Origin of the sequence: Flavobacterium soyae, from assembly GCF_021245985.1 — a bacterium.
Classification (GTDB): Bacteria; Bacteroidota; Bacteroidia; order Flavobacteriales; family Flavobacteriaceae; genus Flavobacterium; species Flavobacterium soyae.
On the sequence record NZ_JAJQXA010000016.1, the window covers coordinates 84,146 to 101,792 of the forward strand.

General features: G+C 32.3%; 16 protein-coding genes. 2 read left to right on the top strand and 14 right to left on the bottom strand.

Translation table 11 applies throughout. The annotated features are described in order from the left end of the window. Window positions 1-196 precede the first annotated feature (196 nt). From LUU93_RS17725 to rsfS, 8 genes are all read right to left on the bottom strand, one after another. A complete protein-coding gene (locus LUU93_RS17725) occupies window positions 197-4,378 on the bottom strand; it encodes a hybrid sensor histidine kinase/response regulator transcription factor (protein WP_232682498.1) in 4,182 nt (1,393 codons plus the stop codon). A 245-nt stretch (window positions 4,379-4,623) separates the two neighbouring features. Next, window positions 4,624-5,406 carry a superoxide dismutase gene (locus LUU93_RS17730; protein ID WP_232682499.1) on the bottom strand — a complete coding sequence of 261 codons (783 nt, stop codon included), beginning with the start codon at window positions 5,404-5,406 and terminating at the stop codon, window positions 4,624-4,626. A gap of 9 nt (window positions 5,407-5,415) precedes the next feature. Continuing rightward, window positions 5,416-5,685 (bottom strand): acyl-CoA-binding protein, encoded by a 270-nt coding sequence (locus LUU93_RS17735; protein WP_232682500.1) that lies wholly within the window; start codon window positions 5,683-5,685, stop codon window positions 5,416-5,418. Further along, the gene (locus tag LUU93_RS17740; protein ID WP_232682501.1) at window positions 5,686-6,339 is read right to left on the bottom strand and encodes a phosphatidylserine decarboxylase family protein; all 654 of its coding nucleotides are present in this window, start codon (window positions 6,337-6,339) and stop codon (window positions 5,686-5,688) included. It lies immediately after the preceding gene. Next, window positions 6,329-7,219, bottom strand: coding sequence for a phosphatidate cytidylyltransferase (locus LUU93_RS17745; RefSeq protein ID WP_232682502.1), 891 nt, complete (start codon window positions 7,217-7,219; stop codon window positions 6,329-6,331). Before LUU93_RS17745 ends, LUU93_RS17740 begins: the two co-directional genes overlap by 11 nt. A 1-nt stretch (window position 7,220) precedes the next feature. Beyond that, complete coding sequence (locus LUU93_RS17750; RefSeq protein WP_232682503.1) at window positions 7,221-7,826, bottom strand: lactate utilization protein B/C; 606 nt, start codon at window positions 7,824-7,826, stop codon at window positions 7,221-7,223. Between the two features lie 116 nt (window positions 7,827-7,942). Next, on the bottom strand, window positions 7,943-9,868 hold the full coding sequence (gene ftsH / locus LUU93_RS17755) for an ATP-dependent zinc metalloprotease FtsH (protein ID WP_232682504.1): 1,926 nt from the start codon (window positions 9,866-9,868) through the stop codon (window positions 7,943-7,945). 17 nt (window positions 9,869-9,885) lie between these two features. Next, entirely contained in the window at window positions 9,886-10,257 is a 372-nt protein-coding gene (gene rsfS, locus LUU93_RS17760) for a ribosome silencing factor (RefSeq protein ID WP_012024667.1), read from the bottom strand. 92 nt (window positions 10,258-10,349) lie between these two features. Between rsfS and LUU93_RS17765 the strand changes: the two genes are divergently transcribed. Then, the gene (locus LUU93_RS17765) at window positions 10,350-11,078 is read left to right on the top strand and encodes a biotin--[acetyl-CoA-carboxylase] ligase (protein WP_232682505.1); all 729 of its coding nucleotides are present in this window, start codon (window positions 10,350-10,352) and stop codon (window positions 11,076-11,078) included. Between the two features lie 180 nt (window positions 11,079-11,258). On the opposite strand, the gene LUU93_RS17770 is transcribed toward LUU93_RS17765, so the two are convergent. Further along, entirely contained in the window at window positions 11,259-11,651 is a 393-nt protein-coding gene (locus LUU93_RS17770; RefSeq protein ID WP_232682506.1) for an SRPBCC family protein, read from the bottom strand. A 182-nt stretch (window positions 11,652-11,833) separates the two neighbouring features. Then, complete coding sequence (pyrE, locus tag LUU93_RS17775) at window positions 11,834-12,478, bottom strand: orotate phosphoribosyltransferase (RefSeq protein WP_053473537.1); 645 nt, start codon at window positions 12,476-12,478, stop codon at window positions 11,834-11,836. A gap of 7 nt (window positions 12,479-12,485) precedes the next feature. On the opposite strand from pyrE, the gene LUU93_RS17780 reads away from it, so the two are divergent. Beyond that, window positions 12,486-13,085 (top strand): NUDIX hydrolase, encoded by a 600-nt coding sequence (locus tag LUU93_RS17780; RefSeq protein WP_232682507.1) that lies wholly within the window; start codon window positions 12,486-12,488, stop codon window positions 13,083-13,085. A gap of 122 nt (window positions 13,086-13,207) precedes the next feature. On the opposite strand, the gene LUU93_RS17785 is transcribed toward LUU93_RS17780, so the two are convergent. The 4 genes from LUU93_RS17785 to LUU93_RS17800 form a co-directional block, all read right to left on the bottom strand. Continuing rightward, window positions 13,208-13,438 (bottom strand): DUF4287 domain-containing protein, encoded by a 231-nt coding sequence (locus LUU93_RS17785; protein WP_232682508.1) that lies wholly within the window; start codon window positions 13,436-13,438, stop codon window positions 13,208-13,210. 337 nt (window positions 13,439-13,775) lie between these two features. Further along, the gene (locus tag LUU93_RS17790; protein ID WP_232682509.1) at window positions 13,776-14,891 is read right to left on the bottom strand and encodes a DUF4236 domain-containing protein; all 1,116 of its coding nucleotides are present in this window, start codon (window positions 14,889-14,891) and stop codon (window positions 13,776-13,778) included. Window positions 14,892-15,185: 294 nt separating this feature from the next. Next, window positions 15,186-15,533, bottom strand: coding sequence for a cyclic-phosphate processing receiver domain-containing protein (locus LUU93_RS17795; protein WP_232682510.1), 348 nt, complete (start codon window positions 15,531-15,533; stop codon window positions 15,186-15,188). Window positions 15,534-15,716: 183 nt separating this feature from the next. Next, on the bottom strand, window positions 15,717-17,444 hold the full coding sequence (locus LUU93_RS17800) for a M14 family metallopeptidase (protein ID WP_232682511.1): 1,728 nt from the start codon (window positions 17,442-17,444) through the stop codon (window positions 15,717-15,719). Window positions 17,445-17,647 lie beyond the last annotated feature (203 nt).

Consider the following 17,647-nt stretch of genomic DNA (forward strand, 5'->3'; position numbering starts at 1 on the left):
TGTTAGTTAGTTTACTGTTTTGATTGTTTTTTTTCATGGTTAAAAAGGTTAGAGATGTTTTTAAAGTTTTACGATAACGATTGAAATAATTATCGTTTATAAAATTAGCTGGTGCATACAAGAAACAGTGTACACTATTTCTTCAAAAGTGTACACTTGTATTTATTATGTTGGTATTTAGTGAGTTGTGTTTGTTTTAGCTCTTGGTTTTATATTTGAGCTGGTAATTTTTTGGGGTAGTATTATATAGTTTTTTAAACTCGCGGTAAAAATAAGAGCGATTATTAAAGCCAGACGCATAGCAAACTTCAGATACCGTTAAAATATTCTTTCGTAATAATTCTGCAGCATATTTTAATCTGATGGTTCGAATCAAGTCGCCCGGCGTAAAACCAAATATTTGTTTAATTTTTCTATACAATTGCGAATTGCTGATACCTAATTCTTTTTCGATATATAAACTCTGAAGATTTTCATTATCGATATTGCGGCGAATTAGTTCTATTACTTTTTTTATAAAGTCTTTTTCGTCATTATTAATAGGCAGAGAAGCAAGGTTTTCAATAGGGGTATCTTGCGTAAAATGTCTTGATATTAACTCTTTTTCTTCCAGAAGTTTTTGAACCCTTATTAGTAAATGATCTGGATAAAATGGCTTTGCGATATAAGAATTGGCACCGCTTTCTATTCCTTCAATTCGGTGCAGGACAGAATCTTTTGCGGTTAGCATAATAAAAGGTATATGGCAGGTTTTAAGATCGTTCTTGATTATTTTACAAAACTCAATTCCGTCCATAAAAGGCATCATCACATCGCTGATAATAAGGTCAGGAATTTCATTTTCAATAATTTTTAAAGCTTCTAAACCGTTGTAAGCTGTGATAAGTTTATATTTTTGATCTAATAAATCATTAAGAAGCAAATGTATTTCTTTTTCATCTTCAACAACTAATATCGCTTTTCGATCATCTGTAATGTGGCTTAATGATGAAATTTTGTCCGGAGTTTCTTCCTCTTTAACCGGAGTTTCTTCAAGGATATTTTTTAAGTGATTTGAAATTAAAATAGGACTTACGGTACTATCCAGTTCTTTTTCACCAAACGAAGCTTTATTACAAGGAAGCAAAACAGTAAATGTTGTTTCGATATTTTCCTGACTTGAAACAGAAATTTCGCCTCTTAATGCTGTAATTAATTTTTTTACATACGCCAGACCAATACCGGTTCTGAACATCGTATTATCCGTTTCGGTATTTAATTTAGCTAAGAAAAACTGATCAAATAATGAATCTGATTCTTCTTTCGAAATCCCTTTTCCTGTATTGGTTATCGTGATATTTAATTTCTCTGAACCAATGTCCTGAATATTAAATTTCAAGGTTATTTTTCCGTTTTCAGGCGTATATTTAAAAGCGTTCGACATGAGATTAAATACTATTTTTTCAATTTTATCTTTGTCAAACCAGCCCAATAAAACAGGCGGAATATCGAGTGAATAACTAATGTTTTTTTCGATTGCCCATTCATCAAACAATTCGGCAATTTGTTCGATTAAATTGACTAAATCAAAGTTTTTCACATTTACTTCGATATGGTCAAATTCAGCTTTTCTAAATTCAAGTAATTGCTGCGTCAGAAACAGCAAACGCGAAGAATTTCGCTGAATCATGTGGATGAATTTCGTGTTTCTCTCGCTGAGGTTTGTTACTTCAGAAAGTTTTTGAATTGGACCAACAATTAAAGTAAGCGGTGTTTGAAATTCATGCGCTATTTCTGTAAAAAAAGTCAGCCTGTTTTCATGTATTTCCATTTCCCTTTTCCTGAATAAGATATTTTGGTTTAGGGATTGACGTTTTTTGTAATAACTCTGAATAAAAAACGCAAAAGCTAATAGGAGCAGGGCATAAATTAAAAAGGCAATATTCGACTGCCAATATACCGGTTTAACACGTATATCAACAGCCTGAACCGGTTTAGTCCATACACCATCACTATTGGACCATTTTATCCATAAAGAATAATTTCCTTTAGGAACGTTGGTAAAAGATATAATTCTTCGATTATCAATAACATTCCAGTCCTTGTCAAAATTCTTTAATTGATAAGCGTACTGGCATTTTTCGGTATTGATAAAGGTCAGCGCCGTCAATTCAATATCAAAAAAGTTTTGATTATGATTTAAAACAATAGAAGGATGAGAAGTTGAATTTGGCGAAATAACCAATCCTTGATAATAGGGCAGCGGCTGATTCTGCCCGCTTATTTTATCAATAAAGAGATCCGGAATTACATTTGACTCTTTTATATTTTGGGGCAGGAAATAATTAAATCCTTTTATACCGCCCATAAATATAAAATCAGATTTTAGATTTTGATAAAAAGCACCATCGGCAAATTCATTGTTTTGGAGCCCTTCGTTTTTAGTGTAATTAGTAAAATTTAACTCTTTAACATTAAAATTAGAAAGGCCAAAATTGGTGCTTAACCAAAGATTATTTTTTTTATCGCAAACAATTCCGTGAATAGTGTTATTAGGAAGACCGTCTTTTACCGTAAAACTTTTAAATACAGGCTTGCCATTTTTTGTTTCCAGTAAGTTTAAACCCAGACTAGTTCCAATCCAGAGTCTGTTTTTAGCATCGGTAACCAAACATAAAATATCATTGTTGGATAAACTTTCGGGATCATTTTTATGATTTCTGTAAGCGTAAAACCGTTCTGATTTGATATCAAATAAATTTAATCCGCCTAAACGAGTACCGATCCAAAGCTGATATTTATTTTTTGGAATTATCGAAAAAACAATATTACTGCTCAATTCATTGCCTTGATTATTATTGGCCGCATAGTTTTTAAAATCAGAAACTTTTAGATTATTTCCTAAATGCTCAATCTTAAAACGAAACATGCCATAACCATTAGTTCCAACCCAGATAAACCCATTTTCATCCTGATAAATAGAATAAACAGATTTAAAATAAGCACAAGCCTCGCTACCTATAATTTCTCTCCAGGTAAATAATTTTGATTTTTTCGAATCATAAACGGCAATACCATCGCCATCCGTACCAATAAAAATTAAATCATTTTGTCCTTTGTGCAAAGAAAAAACCGCATTATTTATGGCACTATTACTTTCGTTGTAATTTTTGTAATCTAGTGGTTTTTCAGGATTTAAATAAAAATTTGAAGAGAATTTAAACAAGCCCTTTCCTTTTGTACCAACCAGAAAAGAATGATCTTCTAATTCTAAAAATGTTCTTACAATGGCACCATCTAATTCTGGAATCTCTGCTTTGGAAACCAGATTAAAAGGTTTTTTTAGCGGACTTATTTTAAAAATTCCGTCGCCATCTGTTCCTGCCCAAAATATGTTTTCGTTTCCCTGAATGAGAACAGTAGTTTTGTTTTTTAAATGTTTTAGCCAATCTTTTTTTACCTCAACACCATTTTGATCTAAAACAGCATATCCTGATTTGTCCAGAACGATAAGACCATCAGAAGTTTTTCCTATAATTTTTTCAATATGGTTTTTATTGAAGGGGACAATTTCATTGTTTAAAGAATATAAATTGCTTTTTCCGGTTAGCGATACAGTAACTATTTTTTGTTTCGAAATTTCATCAAACGACTGAATGTTTTTTGAAATGAGTTGTATTCCTGAGATTGCTTTTTTACCGCTTTTGGCTGTTTTAATGGATAATTTGTAGAGATCATTATTTTCAAATAAAACCAGCAATTCACCTTTTTGTGTAAACTGCATTTTTTTTACCGCTTTTTTAGGAAGGTTTTTTGAATTTAATAATTGAAAAGCATCATCTTCAAAATAGCCAATTCCCCAATTTTTTGCAGCACAAAAAACTCTTTTAGAAGAGTCCAGCGCCATGTTGAATTCAGATTCAGATAATGGAGAGATGTCTTTTCTTGAAAAATAATAACGCTGAAAAACGCCCGTTTTTTTATCAAATCGGTTTATGCCGTGTATGGTGACAATCCAAATATTTCCCTTGCCGTCTTCATCTATTTTTAAAATAACCTGATTGCTTAGGCTGTTTTCATTATTAGCTTCCGGTCTGTAAATTTTAAAATTGCTGCCGTCATATCGGTTTAAACCATCCCAGGTTCCTATCCAGAGTAAATTGTCAGAATCCTGAAAAATAGCATTAATAGAACTGTTAGAAAGCCCTTTATTATTATCCAATTGCTCAGACGAATACTCTATATCAATTGATTTAGAGTTCTGATTATGGATATGTAACGGAGTAGTTTTTAAAAACGAACTCTTTTGAGAATTATTGACAGAAACGGCTTTCTCTCTATTGTCACATGAAAAGAAAATCATCAGAACAAAATATAAGAGAATAGATTTAATTTTCACTGTACTTTTTTTTAATCGTTTCACCCGGCATAGTCATCTTTCGTTTACTCAAAAGTTATATAGTTTCGCTTGTGATATGATTCCTGATTTAAAGAAATTTTTTCACAATGTTTAAAGATATATGAATATGCATTGCCACGCTATGATTTTTGTCATATTTTTTGCCTTTGATTAATAAAGAGCTTATGTTTGAAAAATAAGAACATAAAAAAAGCTGGTACTTTTTTAGTACCAGCTTTACTTTTTTATACTTTCTTGACCTTTTTGAGGGCTTCGACATAATATTCGTTTACTTTTTCCCAGTTTATATGTCCGTAAAAAGCATCGATATAACTTCCTTTTCTATTTTGATAATCCAGATAATAAGCATGTTCCCATAAATCAATGCCTAAAATTGGCGTTCCGGGAATTAATGCATTTTTCATTAACGGATTATCCTGATCTTCTGTAGTCGTAATTTGTAATTTTCCGTATCTGTCGACAACCAGCCAAACCCAGCCAGAACCAAATTGTTTCTCTGCCTGACCTTTAAATTGATTGGTAAGATTATTAAAAGATCCAAATTCTTTATTAATAGAACCTGCAAGAGTATCTTTTGGAGTCTGCTCTTTTGGGGTCAGAATATTAAAATAAAGCGTATGATTGTAATATCCGCCGGCATTTTGACGAAGTTTTAGATTACTAAGAGGCATTTTTTTTAAAATATCCTCAATAGGCATATTTTCAAACTCAGTTGAAACAATTTCTTTATTAAGATTATTTGTATACGATAAATAGTGTTTGGAATAATGTGTTTCTAAAGTTAAGGAACGTAAAGCTGGACTTAATCCGTCGTAGGTAAAAGGCAGTTTTGTAAGTTCAAATGAACCGGGATCTGCTTTTACGTCATTTGGAGAGCCAATCGTTATTTTTTCTTCCTTAGTTGGCAGCGGAACTTCTACAACTTCGGTTAGCTTATTGTTATCATTACAAGAAAATAATAGAAAAAATGAAGCTAAAATGCTAAAACGAGTAATGTTTTTCTTCATAATATTAATTTATTTTGATGTTAGTGAATTAATGATTTCGATGTAATTCTCTTTAGCTTCATCTGTTGATAAATGACTAATCTGCATCCAGGCATTAGTTTTAAAAGCATTTCTCAAATCAAAATTCTCAGACTGATTGTAAACGGCAGTTCCAAAAGTTGCCTGTTTATAAAACGCATAAAGTCTTAGCTGCACATCTTGCGGCAGCGAGGCCTGAGTCATTTTCATTGCAATTTCAACAGCCTCATTGAAGCGTGTATCTAAATCTTTTTCTGCCATTTAAGCTTTTGTAGCAATAATAGTTTTTCCCCCAATTGCTTTTTGGTTTAAAACCACATTAATTGGTGTACCTAAAGGTAAAAATAAATCTACTCTCGATCCAAATTTGATAAAACCAGCATCAGTTCCCTGAATTACCTGCATTCCTTCCTGAGCGTAGTTTACAATTCTACGTGCTAATGCACCGGCAATTTGTCTGTAAAGAATTGCACCAAAAGTATCATTTTCGATTACAACTGTTGTTCTTTCGTTTTCCTCACTAGCTTTTGGATGCCATGCAACCAAAAATTTTCCAGGATGATATTTACTGAATTTTATAATTCCGTCCATCGCATAACGAGTAACGTGAACATTGATAGGCGACATAAAAATAGAAACCTGTAAACGTTTATCTTTAAAATATTCACCTTCATAAACTTCTTCAATAACCACAACTTTTCCATCAACCGGAGCAAGTATGTGATCGCTGTTTCTAACGGCAATTCTTTTAGGATTTCTAAAAAATTGTAAAATAATGATCAAAATCAATAATGCTGCTATTTGAACAAGCATTCTTAGCCAATTGATATCAATAAATCTATCAGCAATTACAAGTACGACAACAGTAAAAACTGTTCCTAATAAAATAGATGGGGCTCCTTCTTTATGAAACATAATATAAAATTTGATAAAATAAAAATATAATTGGTGCTACAAATATAACACTATCTAGTCGATCTAAGATACCTCCGTGTCCCGGCATTATGGAACCGCTGTCTTTAATACCGGCAATTCTTTTAAATTTCGATTCGATCAAATCACCGATTGTTCCAAAAATACTCACAATTAAAGCAATAATAGTCCATATTAAAATAGATTTACTGCTAAAAGCCGGATTAGGCTGTATATATAATTTTGATATTAAAAATCCTGCAAAAGCCGCAAAAAACATTCCGCCTAAAAAGCCTTCAATTGTTTTTTTGGGAGATACGCGTTCGAATAATTTATGTTTTCCCATTGATTTTCCAACCAGATACGCAAAAGTGTCATTTGTCCAGATTAGCACAAACAGACCTATGATAATCTTTGGGTTGTAATCATTTGTTCCAAAAGAAATTTTTACAATAAAAAGAAAGGGTAATGTAATATATCCTAAAAGATATAGATATTTTGAAGAAATGCTTACTTTTTGAACGGAGTCATAAAATAAAAAGATAATACATTTAACAGATACAACCAGCGTAATAGCCAAAAGTACAAGATCTAGCTGCTGGATATTGGTTTCTAAATCAAGATTTGATTTAAAAGTATCGTTTAAATAAGCAGAAGTTTGTTTGTTGTAATGGCTGATTAGTATTACGATTGTATAGAGTAAAGTTCCAAATAAAATAGCAAAGACTTTATTAAAGTTTACAATATTTGAAAATTCATAAATGGTAATAATTAGAAAAACACCAAAAAGTATGATAAAGCTTTCAGTAGAAAACAAGATTGACGTTAACAACAGAGCAATATAAACAGCACCAGAAAGGGTTCTTTTAAGCGTTTCGTTCATCTTAAAGATCTTCTAAGAGCAATAAATAAAGGTTCTTGGCAACACTTCCGTATTGGGTAAAATCTTCTTCTTTTGCTTTTTCGAAATATTTTATTGTGGTGATATTAGTTGGAATGTCTCGATCGTATTTACGTTTAATGGCAGTTAAACCATCACTTTTCATTGGGAGAATTTGACTTGTTGTGGCAATAATTACAATATTTGCTGGTAATTCGTTTGGTTTATTTTGTCTGATCTGTTTTGAAGAGAAAAGAATAGAACCTTCATCTGAAATTAGATTTTCGCAGCTTGCTAATAAAAATTTAGGTTTTGACGGAGCAATATAGAATAATTTGTTTTCTTCTAATAAATGAAAAAGAGCCGGCTCGTAACACAATACTTCACTTTCAAACCAGTCGTTTTCTTCTAAAATATTTTCGAATTGTTCTGCAGCTTCCTGACTGTTTTCACAATACAAAAATTTACCGCCATTTTTCTTGAAGTTGAAAATGAATTGTTCGTCTAAAGACAAATGACTATTTGGGGCAGGAGTTCCTGCGTACTCACTTTCGTGTTCTTCGTCAGAAGCAGATTCGCCGGAACCAAATATTTTTTTGAAAAAATTCATTTTTTATATGAAATACTTTACATGTTAATTGAAAACGTTCAAAGATAAAAAAATCTTAATTCAAAAGGGTATTTTGAATTAAGATTTTAAAAAATATTGTGTATTTAATGAATAATTTACGAAACGACTTCTTCTAAATTTTTGTCAAAAGTACGTTTTCCGAAAATTGCTTCTAAGTCATCTTTAAAAATAACTTCTTTTTCAATTAATATATCAGCAAGCTGATTTAACTTGTCTTTGTTTTCTTGTAAAATTTCAATCGCTCTTTGGTATTGACCTTCAATTAATTCTGAAATTTCTTTGTCAATAATTTTTGCTGTCTCATCAGAATATGGTTTTGAGAAGTTGTACTCACTTTGTCCAGATGAATCATAATAAGTGACATTTCCAATTTTATCGTTCAAACCATAAATCGTTACCATTGCACGAGCCTGACGTGTTACTTTTTCTAAATCGCTTAATGCTCCAGTCGAAATTCTGTCAAAAGTTACCTTTTCAGCAGCTCTTCCTCCCATAGTAGCGCACATTTCATCAAGCATTTGATCTGTTCTTACGATTTGTCTCTCTTCTGGCAAGTACCATGCAGCACCTAAACTTTGTCCGCGGGGAACAATAGTTACTTTAATAAGCGGGGCAGCATGTTCCAGCATCCAGCTTACAGTAGCGTGACCTGCTTCGTGAATCGCGATTGCTCTTTTTTCTTCTGGAGTAATAATTTTATTTTTCTTTTCAAGACCTCCAATAATTCTGTCAACAGCATCAAGGAAATCTTGTCTGTCAACTGCAGGTTTGTTATTACGGGCAGCGATTAAGGCAGCTTCGTTACAAACATTTGCAATATCAGCACCAGAGAACCCCGGAGTTTGTTTTGCTAAGAAATCAAGATCCAGACCTTCAACTTTTTTGATAGGAGCTAAGTGAACTTTAAAAATTTCAGCTCTTTCGCGAATGTCTGGTAAGTCAACAAAAATTTGTCTGTCAAAACGTCCTGCACGCATTAAAGCTTTATCAAGAACGTCGGCTCTGTTTGTTGCAGCCAAAACAATTACATTAGAGTTTGTACCAAAACCATCCATTTCTGTCAATAACTGGTTCAAAGTATTTTCTCTTTCGTCGTTTCCGCCAGACATGTTGCTTTTTCCACGGGCTCTACCTACAGCATCAATCTCGTCGATAAAGATAATTGCCGGAGATTTTTCTTTTGCCTGTTTAAACAAATCACGTACACGAGATGCACCAACTCCCACAAACATTTCAACGAAATCAGAACCTGATAAAGAGAAAAATGGAACCTGCGCTTCACCCGCAACAGCTTTTGCTAATAATGTTTTACCAGTTCCCGGAGGTCCTACAAGTAAAGCCCCTTTAGGGATTTTACCTCCAAGATTTGTATATTTTTCAGGGTTTTTAAGGAATTCTACAATTTCTTGTATTTCTTCTTTTGCACCTTCTAAACCTGCAACATCTTTAAATGTAGTTTTGATATCTGTTTTTTCATCAAAAAGTTTAGCTTTCGATTTTCCAATATTGAAAATCTGTCCGCCTCCGCCAGCGCCTCCGCCAGACATTTTACGCATAATGAATATCCATACACCAATAATAATGATGATAGGAAGTAAGCTGATTAAAATATCGCTCCAGTTATTTTTTTGAAGGAAATTGAAATCTTTTAGTTTGCCTTCGCCAACTGCTTTTTCAAGTTTTGTTTGAAAGATTTGGTCGTTACCAATCTCTAAAGTATAATGCGGCCCTTTGTTTGGGTTTTTAAAAATATCTTTAGAAACTTTTTCATTTGCCGGATCTTTAAGAGCTGCAGCAGTTAGGTATACTTCAGCTTCGGCTTTGTTATAAACGATAACTTTTTCAATTTGTCCTTTTTCTAATAAAGTATTGAATTTAGAAGAAGTCAATTGAGCAGGTTCGCTTAAATTAGATCCACCGGTTGCAAAACTTATAAATAAAAAAACTAGAAGTATTGCAGTATATATTAACCAGGGACTTATTTTAAATTTACTCGGATTTGGATTATTATCTTTAGCCATTTAGAAAAATTTTTCTTTTAGTATTTGTTTTCGATTGTAGTTATTTTGGCGTCACCCCAAAGGCTTTCGATATTATAGTATTCACGAATGTGTTTTTGGAAAACATGTACCACGATATGCACATAATCCATAAGAACCCATTCTGCGTTATCGGTTCCTTCTACGTGCCAGGGTTTGTCTTTTAAGTCTTTAGATACTGTTTTTTGTATTGAGTTTACAATGGCGTTAACTTGGGTATTTGAGCTACCGTTGCAAATGACGAAATAGTCACAAACCGCTGTGTCTATATCTCTTAAGTCAAGAATGTCGATATCATTTCCTTTTACTTCCTCAATCCCTTTGATTATGTTCGCCAATAGAACATCATTATTAATAGTCTTTTTCGCCATGAATTATTTTATATGAATTTGTAAAGTTACCAAATTTTGTGATTATTTTTGAACCTTAACAAAATATTAAATTAAGATATTTAAATTATTTAATGAAACTAATCAAACTCGATGCCATAGATTCTACAAATGATTTCTTAAAATCGTTGTCAAGTCAGGATGAACTGGAGAATTTTACGGTGGTAACGGCTGAAAATCAGACAAAAGGCAAAGGGCAAATGGGGGCAAAGTGGAACTCTGAGAAGGGTAAAAACTTAATTATGAGCGTCTTGGTAAAAGATTTTCTGTTTGATAATGAGCAGGTTTTTAATTTGAGTATTGTAGTTTCCTTAGCGGTTTTAGAAACTTTAAAATCGTTAAATATTCCTGATTTATGTATAAAATGGCCAAACGACATAATGTCATACAATAAAAAAATTGGTGGCATACTAATCGAAAATACCCTAAAAAGCGATGGCAGGATAGTGTCAGTTGTCGGAATCGGAATAAATGTCAATCAAACTAATTTTGAAGAACTGCCTCGCGGATCTTCGTTGGCAGTTATCTCCGGAAAAACTTTTGATAAAAACGATCTCACAATTTTAATTACAGAAAAAATAAAAGAAAAAACCGAATTATGGAAAACGACATCTTCCGTTTTCTGGGAAGATTATTTTAATTCGCTGTTCAAAAAAGGAATTCCAATGCCTTTTAAAAACCTTCAGGACAAAAATTTCATGGGAATTATTCAGGGCGTTTCTCCTATTGGGAAATTGCAGGTTTTATTGGAAGATGATTCTGTTTCAGAATTTGAGATAAAGGAGATTCAGATGCTTTACTAGGAGGTTCAAAGGTGCAGAGAGGCAAAGGTTCAAAGGTTTTTTGCTTAAAATAAATCTGCAGAATCTGCCAGATCTGCGTGAGAAAAAAATCATTTTAATCCTTTTAATCTGTGTCAAAAAAAAGCCCGACAATTAAATCAGGCTTTTCATTTATAATTCACAATTAATAATTAACCATTATTAAAGTTTGTTCATATTGTTTGCTAAAGTTTCAATAAACTTACTGATTGGACCTTTAACCATCATCGCCATCATAGCGTTGAATTCGCCTTCAAAGAATAATTGAACGGCACTTTCTGAATCAGAAATAGTATCAATATTTGAAGTTAAAGTAAACGGAAGTTTATCACTTGCTGCACCCAAAACAATTTTGTTTGGCGCTGCCTTATCTTTCATTTTTAGTTTGATTTCCGGCATACCTTTCAATCCAAAAATAAAAGCATCTTCGCCTGTTACTTCAAATTTAGCGATGTTATCCGGCATTAGTTTTTCAAAATTCTTAACATCAGTCAGTTGATCGAATAAATCCTGAGCTGATTTCTGAACGGTAACTTTTGGACTTTCTAAGTTCATATAATATTTTGTTTTTTTATTTGTATGTAGCAATCAAAATAAATTCCAATTTTTTAAATTCCAAATCTCAAAAAGAGCGAAGCGATTTTTAGAAAATCTAAAATCTAAAATCTAAAATCTAAAATCTAAAATCTAAAATCTAAAATCTAAAATCTAAAATCTAAAATCTAAAATCTAAAATTTTACTCCTGTCCCCAAGTCGATGGGCTTACGCTCCATTCTTGTAGAGTAGATTGCTGGTCTTCTGTTATATATTGTTTTTGGACTGCTAAATCTAAAAGATTTTCGTAGTTGCTTAATGTAAACAAGTCAACATTAGCATTTTTGAAATTCTCTTCGGCAACATTAAAACCATAGGTAAAAATCGCTGCCATTCCTTTAATATTAGCGCCTTCATTGCGTAAAGCTTCAACGGCAAGCAAACTGCTGTTTCCTGTACTGATTAAATCCTCGACAACTACAACATTCTGGCCTTTTTGAAAAAAACCTTCAACTTGATTTTGTCTGCCATGTTTTTTTGGTTCCGGACGAACATATACAAACGGAAGCCCTAGACTTTCGGCAACTAAAATTCCAATTCCAATGGCTCCAGTAGCAACACCGGCAATAACGTCAGGTTTCCCAAATTGTTTTTCGATGTTCTTGGCAAACTCATCACGAACATAGTTTCTGATGCTCGGAAATGAAAGAATTAACCTATTATCGCAATAAATAGGAGATTTCCAACCAGAAGCCCATGTAAAAGGATTTTCGGGATTCAATTTAATTGCATTTATTTGCAAAAGCAATTCGGCTGTTTTTTCGGCAGTATCTTTATTAAAAATCATAGTACAAATGTATAAAGTTTTTGTGAACGACAAACCACTTTTTTTGACAAATGAAATCTCCCGCGAGACAGATTTTCAATTGTTCTTGTTAGAAAGTATTGATATCGAACAGCTTATCATAAAAATTTTTCAAAATAAAATTCAAAAAGCCATTTTATATCATCCTGACGAAAGTGAGATAATGAAAACCCTTAAAGCCAAAATTCCGGTAAATAAAGCCGGCGGAGGTTTTGTGTACAATAAAAAAGGCGAGGTTTTATTTATCTTCAGAAACGGAAAATGGGATTTACCTAAAGGCGGAATCGAGAAAGGCGAGGACATTGAAGCCACCGCCATGCGAGAAGTTGAGGAAGAAACCGGCGTAAACCAACTTCGTATTGTCCAGAAACTTCAAAAAACCTATCATATCTTCAAACGCAACGGAAAATACAAACTCAAAATCACGCATTGGTTCGAAATGCATTCTGATTTTGAAGGAATTCCGTATGGACAAATCGAAGAAGGAATTGAAAAAGTAGCCTGGCTGAACCCGGAACAGATCAAAGACGCACTTAAAAACTCGTATGAGAATATTAAGCTGTTGTTTCAGGAGGAAAAAATCCAATAATAAAAATTCCAAATTCCAATCTTAATTAATTTTTGGAATTTGGAATTTAAAAAGTTGAGATTTCATTTTCAGGATGACACTAGGGATAAATAAAGAGGAGATTTTAAATAATATTACACTCTTTATTCACTATCCTCATTTTTTATGCCTTTAAGCAGTGCATAAATTGCCATTGAATGTCCTTGGCCTAAGTCAAAATCATTTTTAAGCCAGTTTACAATATCTCCAGCTTTTACTTCGGGTTTTAGTTTTCCTTCTATGGTAAATCCTTTTTGTTCTGCTAAAGTTTTAAACTCGGCTGGGCCATTTCCTGTTTTTTCTTTAATTGTTTTTAAGTATCCTTGAAATGACATACAATATTAATTTAGTTAACGTATTTGTACGAAAATACAAATTAATATTTAATTGTTTTGACTTTTCAGATGGCTGTTGTAATTATAAAGTAAATCTTGAATTTGTTTATTATCTGGTTTAAAATAATTTATTTCCTTTCGCTGGTGGGGTCAAAAAAACATTTCATTCCATAGGAATGTCTGCTAGGTAGAATTAAATTTAAATTGCAGTTATACGTTCCGTAGGAACGTTTGATTAATGGGGCAGATATGTTATTTCTATAAAAAGCAGGTGTCCTTACTGGACACATACAAAACAATACTATTTTTTTTACCGATGGGATATTCCTACGGAATATTAATTAAGTTGTTTTAAAGATTTTATTGTTGATTGATAATCTCTAAAGACCTTGCCAAATTCTTCTGTAAATTCATAATTACTGAATTCGTATTCTTCATTTAATCCAGTATTTGTTCTCAGTTTAATTTCTCCATAACGAACAATAGGAATTTGATAATTACCTTTAAATCTTTTATCCGGAGTTCCATTTTTATTTACTTTTGCCCAAGTTCGATCTATTACTTTGGAGTCTTTTGGAATAATTCCAGTTTCTGTAAACCTGACATAATTTTGATTAAAAATTAGTTCGTCAATCCCAATTAAAGCAAAATTTGTATTGTTTGAATGCATAACTATAAAACTTGGATAGAAATATAAATCTGCACCATTTGTATTTTGAAAATACAGAGCATTAAAATCTGATTTTATATCTGGAAGTGATTTCATAGTAAATCTAACCTCTCTCTTTTTTACTAAAGTGCTGGCAGAAGATCTCGCAGCAACTCTATCTTGGTAATGTGCACTTGTAACATCCCAAATTTTTTGTGAAGTTATCAGTTTTTTAAATGCTTCTACAAGAGCTTGGTACTGCTCTCTAATTTCAGGTTCAAATTCTATCTCAAGTTTAACAAAGCTGTTTTCTATTTGCTCTTTGGTTTGTTTTATGGCTTCTTTCTTTACTTCAATATTGAGTCTGATATTTTCTGGAATATTTTTCTTAACTAATCCATACACTAAGAAATAACTTAAACCCAGTTTTAATTTTGAAGAATTCAAAGAAGCTTGAATTTTTAACAAATCCTTTTTTAAATCTTTTCTTTGTTGATTAGCCAAGATTATTGCTTCTTTAATTCCCTGCATGTTTTGACTTGTAATTTCATGTATGTCAGAACTAAAGATATTGTCTGTGAGTTCTAGTGTTTCGTTATGAATTTGAGGATTAAAATTAGTTTCTGGATAGTTTAATCGTTGTCTATTGCTAATACCTAATACATTTGTATTTAGATAAGTCCCTGAACTTCCAAAAGTCATATTGGCTCCTTTAATTCCTATAGAAGTAGAGATACCGATTTTGCTAAGATTAAGATGAACTCCTGGGATAATTTTGATACGTTTGCGAAAACTCCAAGTCATATTTTTTATTTTTAAATTTATGAATATTCAAAAATAAAGACATGTAAAGTTTAAAAATTACGGAAATCCATAAATAGCTTGAATTTTAAAATTCCCGCCCTGCGAAGTGTTTGTAATTGCTGTGCGAAGTCTCCTGACTTCGTACTCATTCCAATAGTCCACAAAGAGAGTAAAAAATAATTTTGGAACGGAATATAGAAACGGGTACAAAGTCAGGAGACTTCGCACAGTAATAAGAGAGTCTTGCAAATGAGTAACTCGAAGAGCAGATTAAAAGTCAAGATTTTACAAATATTAATTCATTGCTTGACTTCTTAAATGTTTAATATAATTATCAAGTAATCCCTGAATTTGTTTACTGGCAACAGGATTAGCAGAATGAACATTGAATTTTAAATTTTGTAAATCTATTCCAGATTCATAAACCAGCCATTTGGCGCAAGCGTAACCATCTTCGGCAACTTGATCATTTTCATCAAGACCTAAATCATTATCAAAACTAATTAGTTCTGGCAGTCCTTTTTCAAGAATTACTTTTTTAAAATCGTGAGAATTTCTAACCACAATGAAATCATCATTAGTTAATTTTTTGTAAACCATATTTACGTCTCTAATATCGTCGAGAAAGAGTTTGTATGTCATCTTTTAGTGAATATAAAAATGAATTTGAATAGCGTCCAGCTTTAGCTGGATGATAAAATTTAAACGTAACAAACAGGCTTTAGCCAAAAAAAAAGCCGATTAGGCTGAAGCCTGTTCGATTGGCATTTTAATTCCCCTAGCTAAAGCTAGGGGCTATTATAAAATCTTTGTGGTTTAAAAAAACTAAAGTACACGATAAACAGGATACTGCATATGCGCCTTTTCATAATAAACAGAATGCTTATAAATCCAATCCAACTGCGCTTCAGGATTTTTAGCAAATTCAGCATCAGTTTGTTTTTTAGATTCTAATTCCGCTTTTAGAGCTGGGTTTTCTTTTAAAAGCTGTGCAGCAGTATCTTCAAAAATATATTCTGAATAATGTTCTTTTTGCTGTAAAATAGGATCGAAGAAATTCCAGTTAAAAAACGAATCAATGCCTTCTGGTTCAAAAGCTTCCAAAAGATATTTTACACCTTTTTGATTAGTAGGAACTATGTAATCTCCTTTGGCGAAAGCCATTTTAACGATTTTAGAAGTTACGGTTGTATTTCTATGTGCATAATGTCCTTCGTAAGCAGACGGAACAGTTTTAAAATCGACAATTTTGTAGCTTTCAACTTCAATAATTGTATCGTTTTTAAGTTGTGAAAAAGAGATATTATTGTTCTTCAAAAGATCAATAATATTCCAATATCCCCTTGGAACAATATAAGCTGTAGGAATCACAATTTCCTTAACCGATTTAAATTCTTTGATATATGGAACGTCTTTTTTATAAGGTTTACTTCGGTCGTAATACAAACGATTTCCTGTTGTGGCGTCACTTTTTTTGTAACCTGCTTCATATCCTAAAAATGAAAAAGTTGTGGCTTTTGTGCTGTCTAATTCCCATTTTAAAGTATACGATTTTTTAGACTGATATTGTTCTAAGTTTTTCACTCGAAGTTCTTTGATTTTCTGATAATTGGCGTCGGTAAAATCCAAAGTCGATTTCATGTATTCGTACGTCATTTTTACACGTTCGGCATATTTTTTCAGCATGTGTGTTTCGATCACAAAACCAATAGTATTAAATAGGGAAGTGTAACCCGTTGTATATCGCGGACTATCGACAAACTGTCCGAAACCTTTGTCTGGTATATCTTTAAAAGAATCCACATAAGGCATTGTTTCGATTTTCTTTTTCTGTAAATCTTTTACCAAAGCCGGCATCATTTCATTATTCATAAAATCGCCCAAAACAGTTCCGAGTTTATTATGCTGTGTCATAATATAAGTCAGTTTGTATTGATAATCAGAACCGTTACTTACGTGATTATCGATAAAAACATCGGCATTTATTTTCTGGAAAATCTCGACAAAACTCTTTGTATTTCTCGTATCCGATTTCATTAAATCACGATTCAAATCGTAGTTTCTCGCATTTCCTCTAAAACCATAAATTTCTGGTCCGTCCTGATTTGCACGCGTTGTCGAATTACGATTTAAAGCACCTCCAATATTATAAACCGGAATGCAGACTAAAACGGTATTTTTTGGAGCTTTCAGTTTCCCTATAGCTAAATCTCTGTAAAATTGCATTGTGGCGTCGATTCCGTCTGGTTCTCCGGCGTGGATTCCGTTATTGACAAAAAGAACAGCTTTTGTTTTCTGGATTTTGTCGAAATCAAACTCTTTGTCAGGATTAAAAGTTACCATGTGCAAAGGTTCACCAGAATCTGTTAAACCCATTTCTTTAATTTGAATCGTCGGAAAATCATTTGCTAAAAGCTTAAAATAAGCAATAGTTTCCTGATATGAAGCCGATTGATTTCCGTTTCCTTTTTCAAAAAAAGTATCGTATTTTTTATTGTTTTGAGCGAAAATTGTGATTGTGAAAAATGAAATGATAATGGTAAAAAATCTCATGATTTTGGTTTTATTATGAATCAAATATAGGATTTTTTGTTTCAAGTTTCAGGTTTCAAGTTTGATGTACTTTGTGTTTTTTTAACCGCAAAGATTCTGTGTTGATTTCCAAATTAAAATCTTAATTTTTATTAGTTTTGTTTTTTCAAGACAGTCTTTGAGCTAGTCTCTATAGCGTGTAAAGCCATTTGTGTTTTCACGCT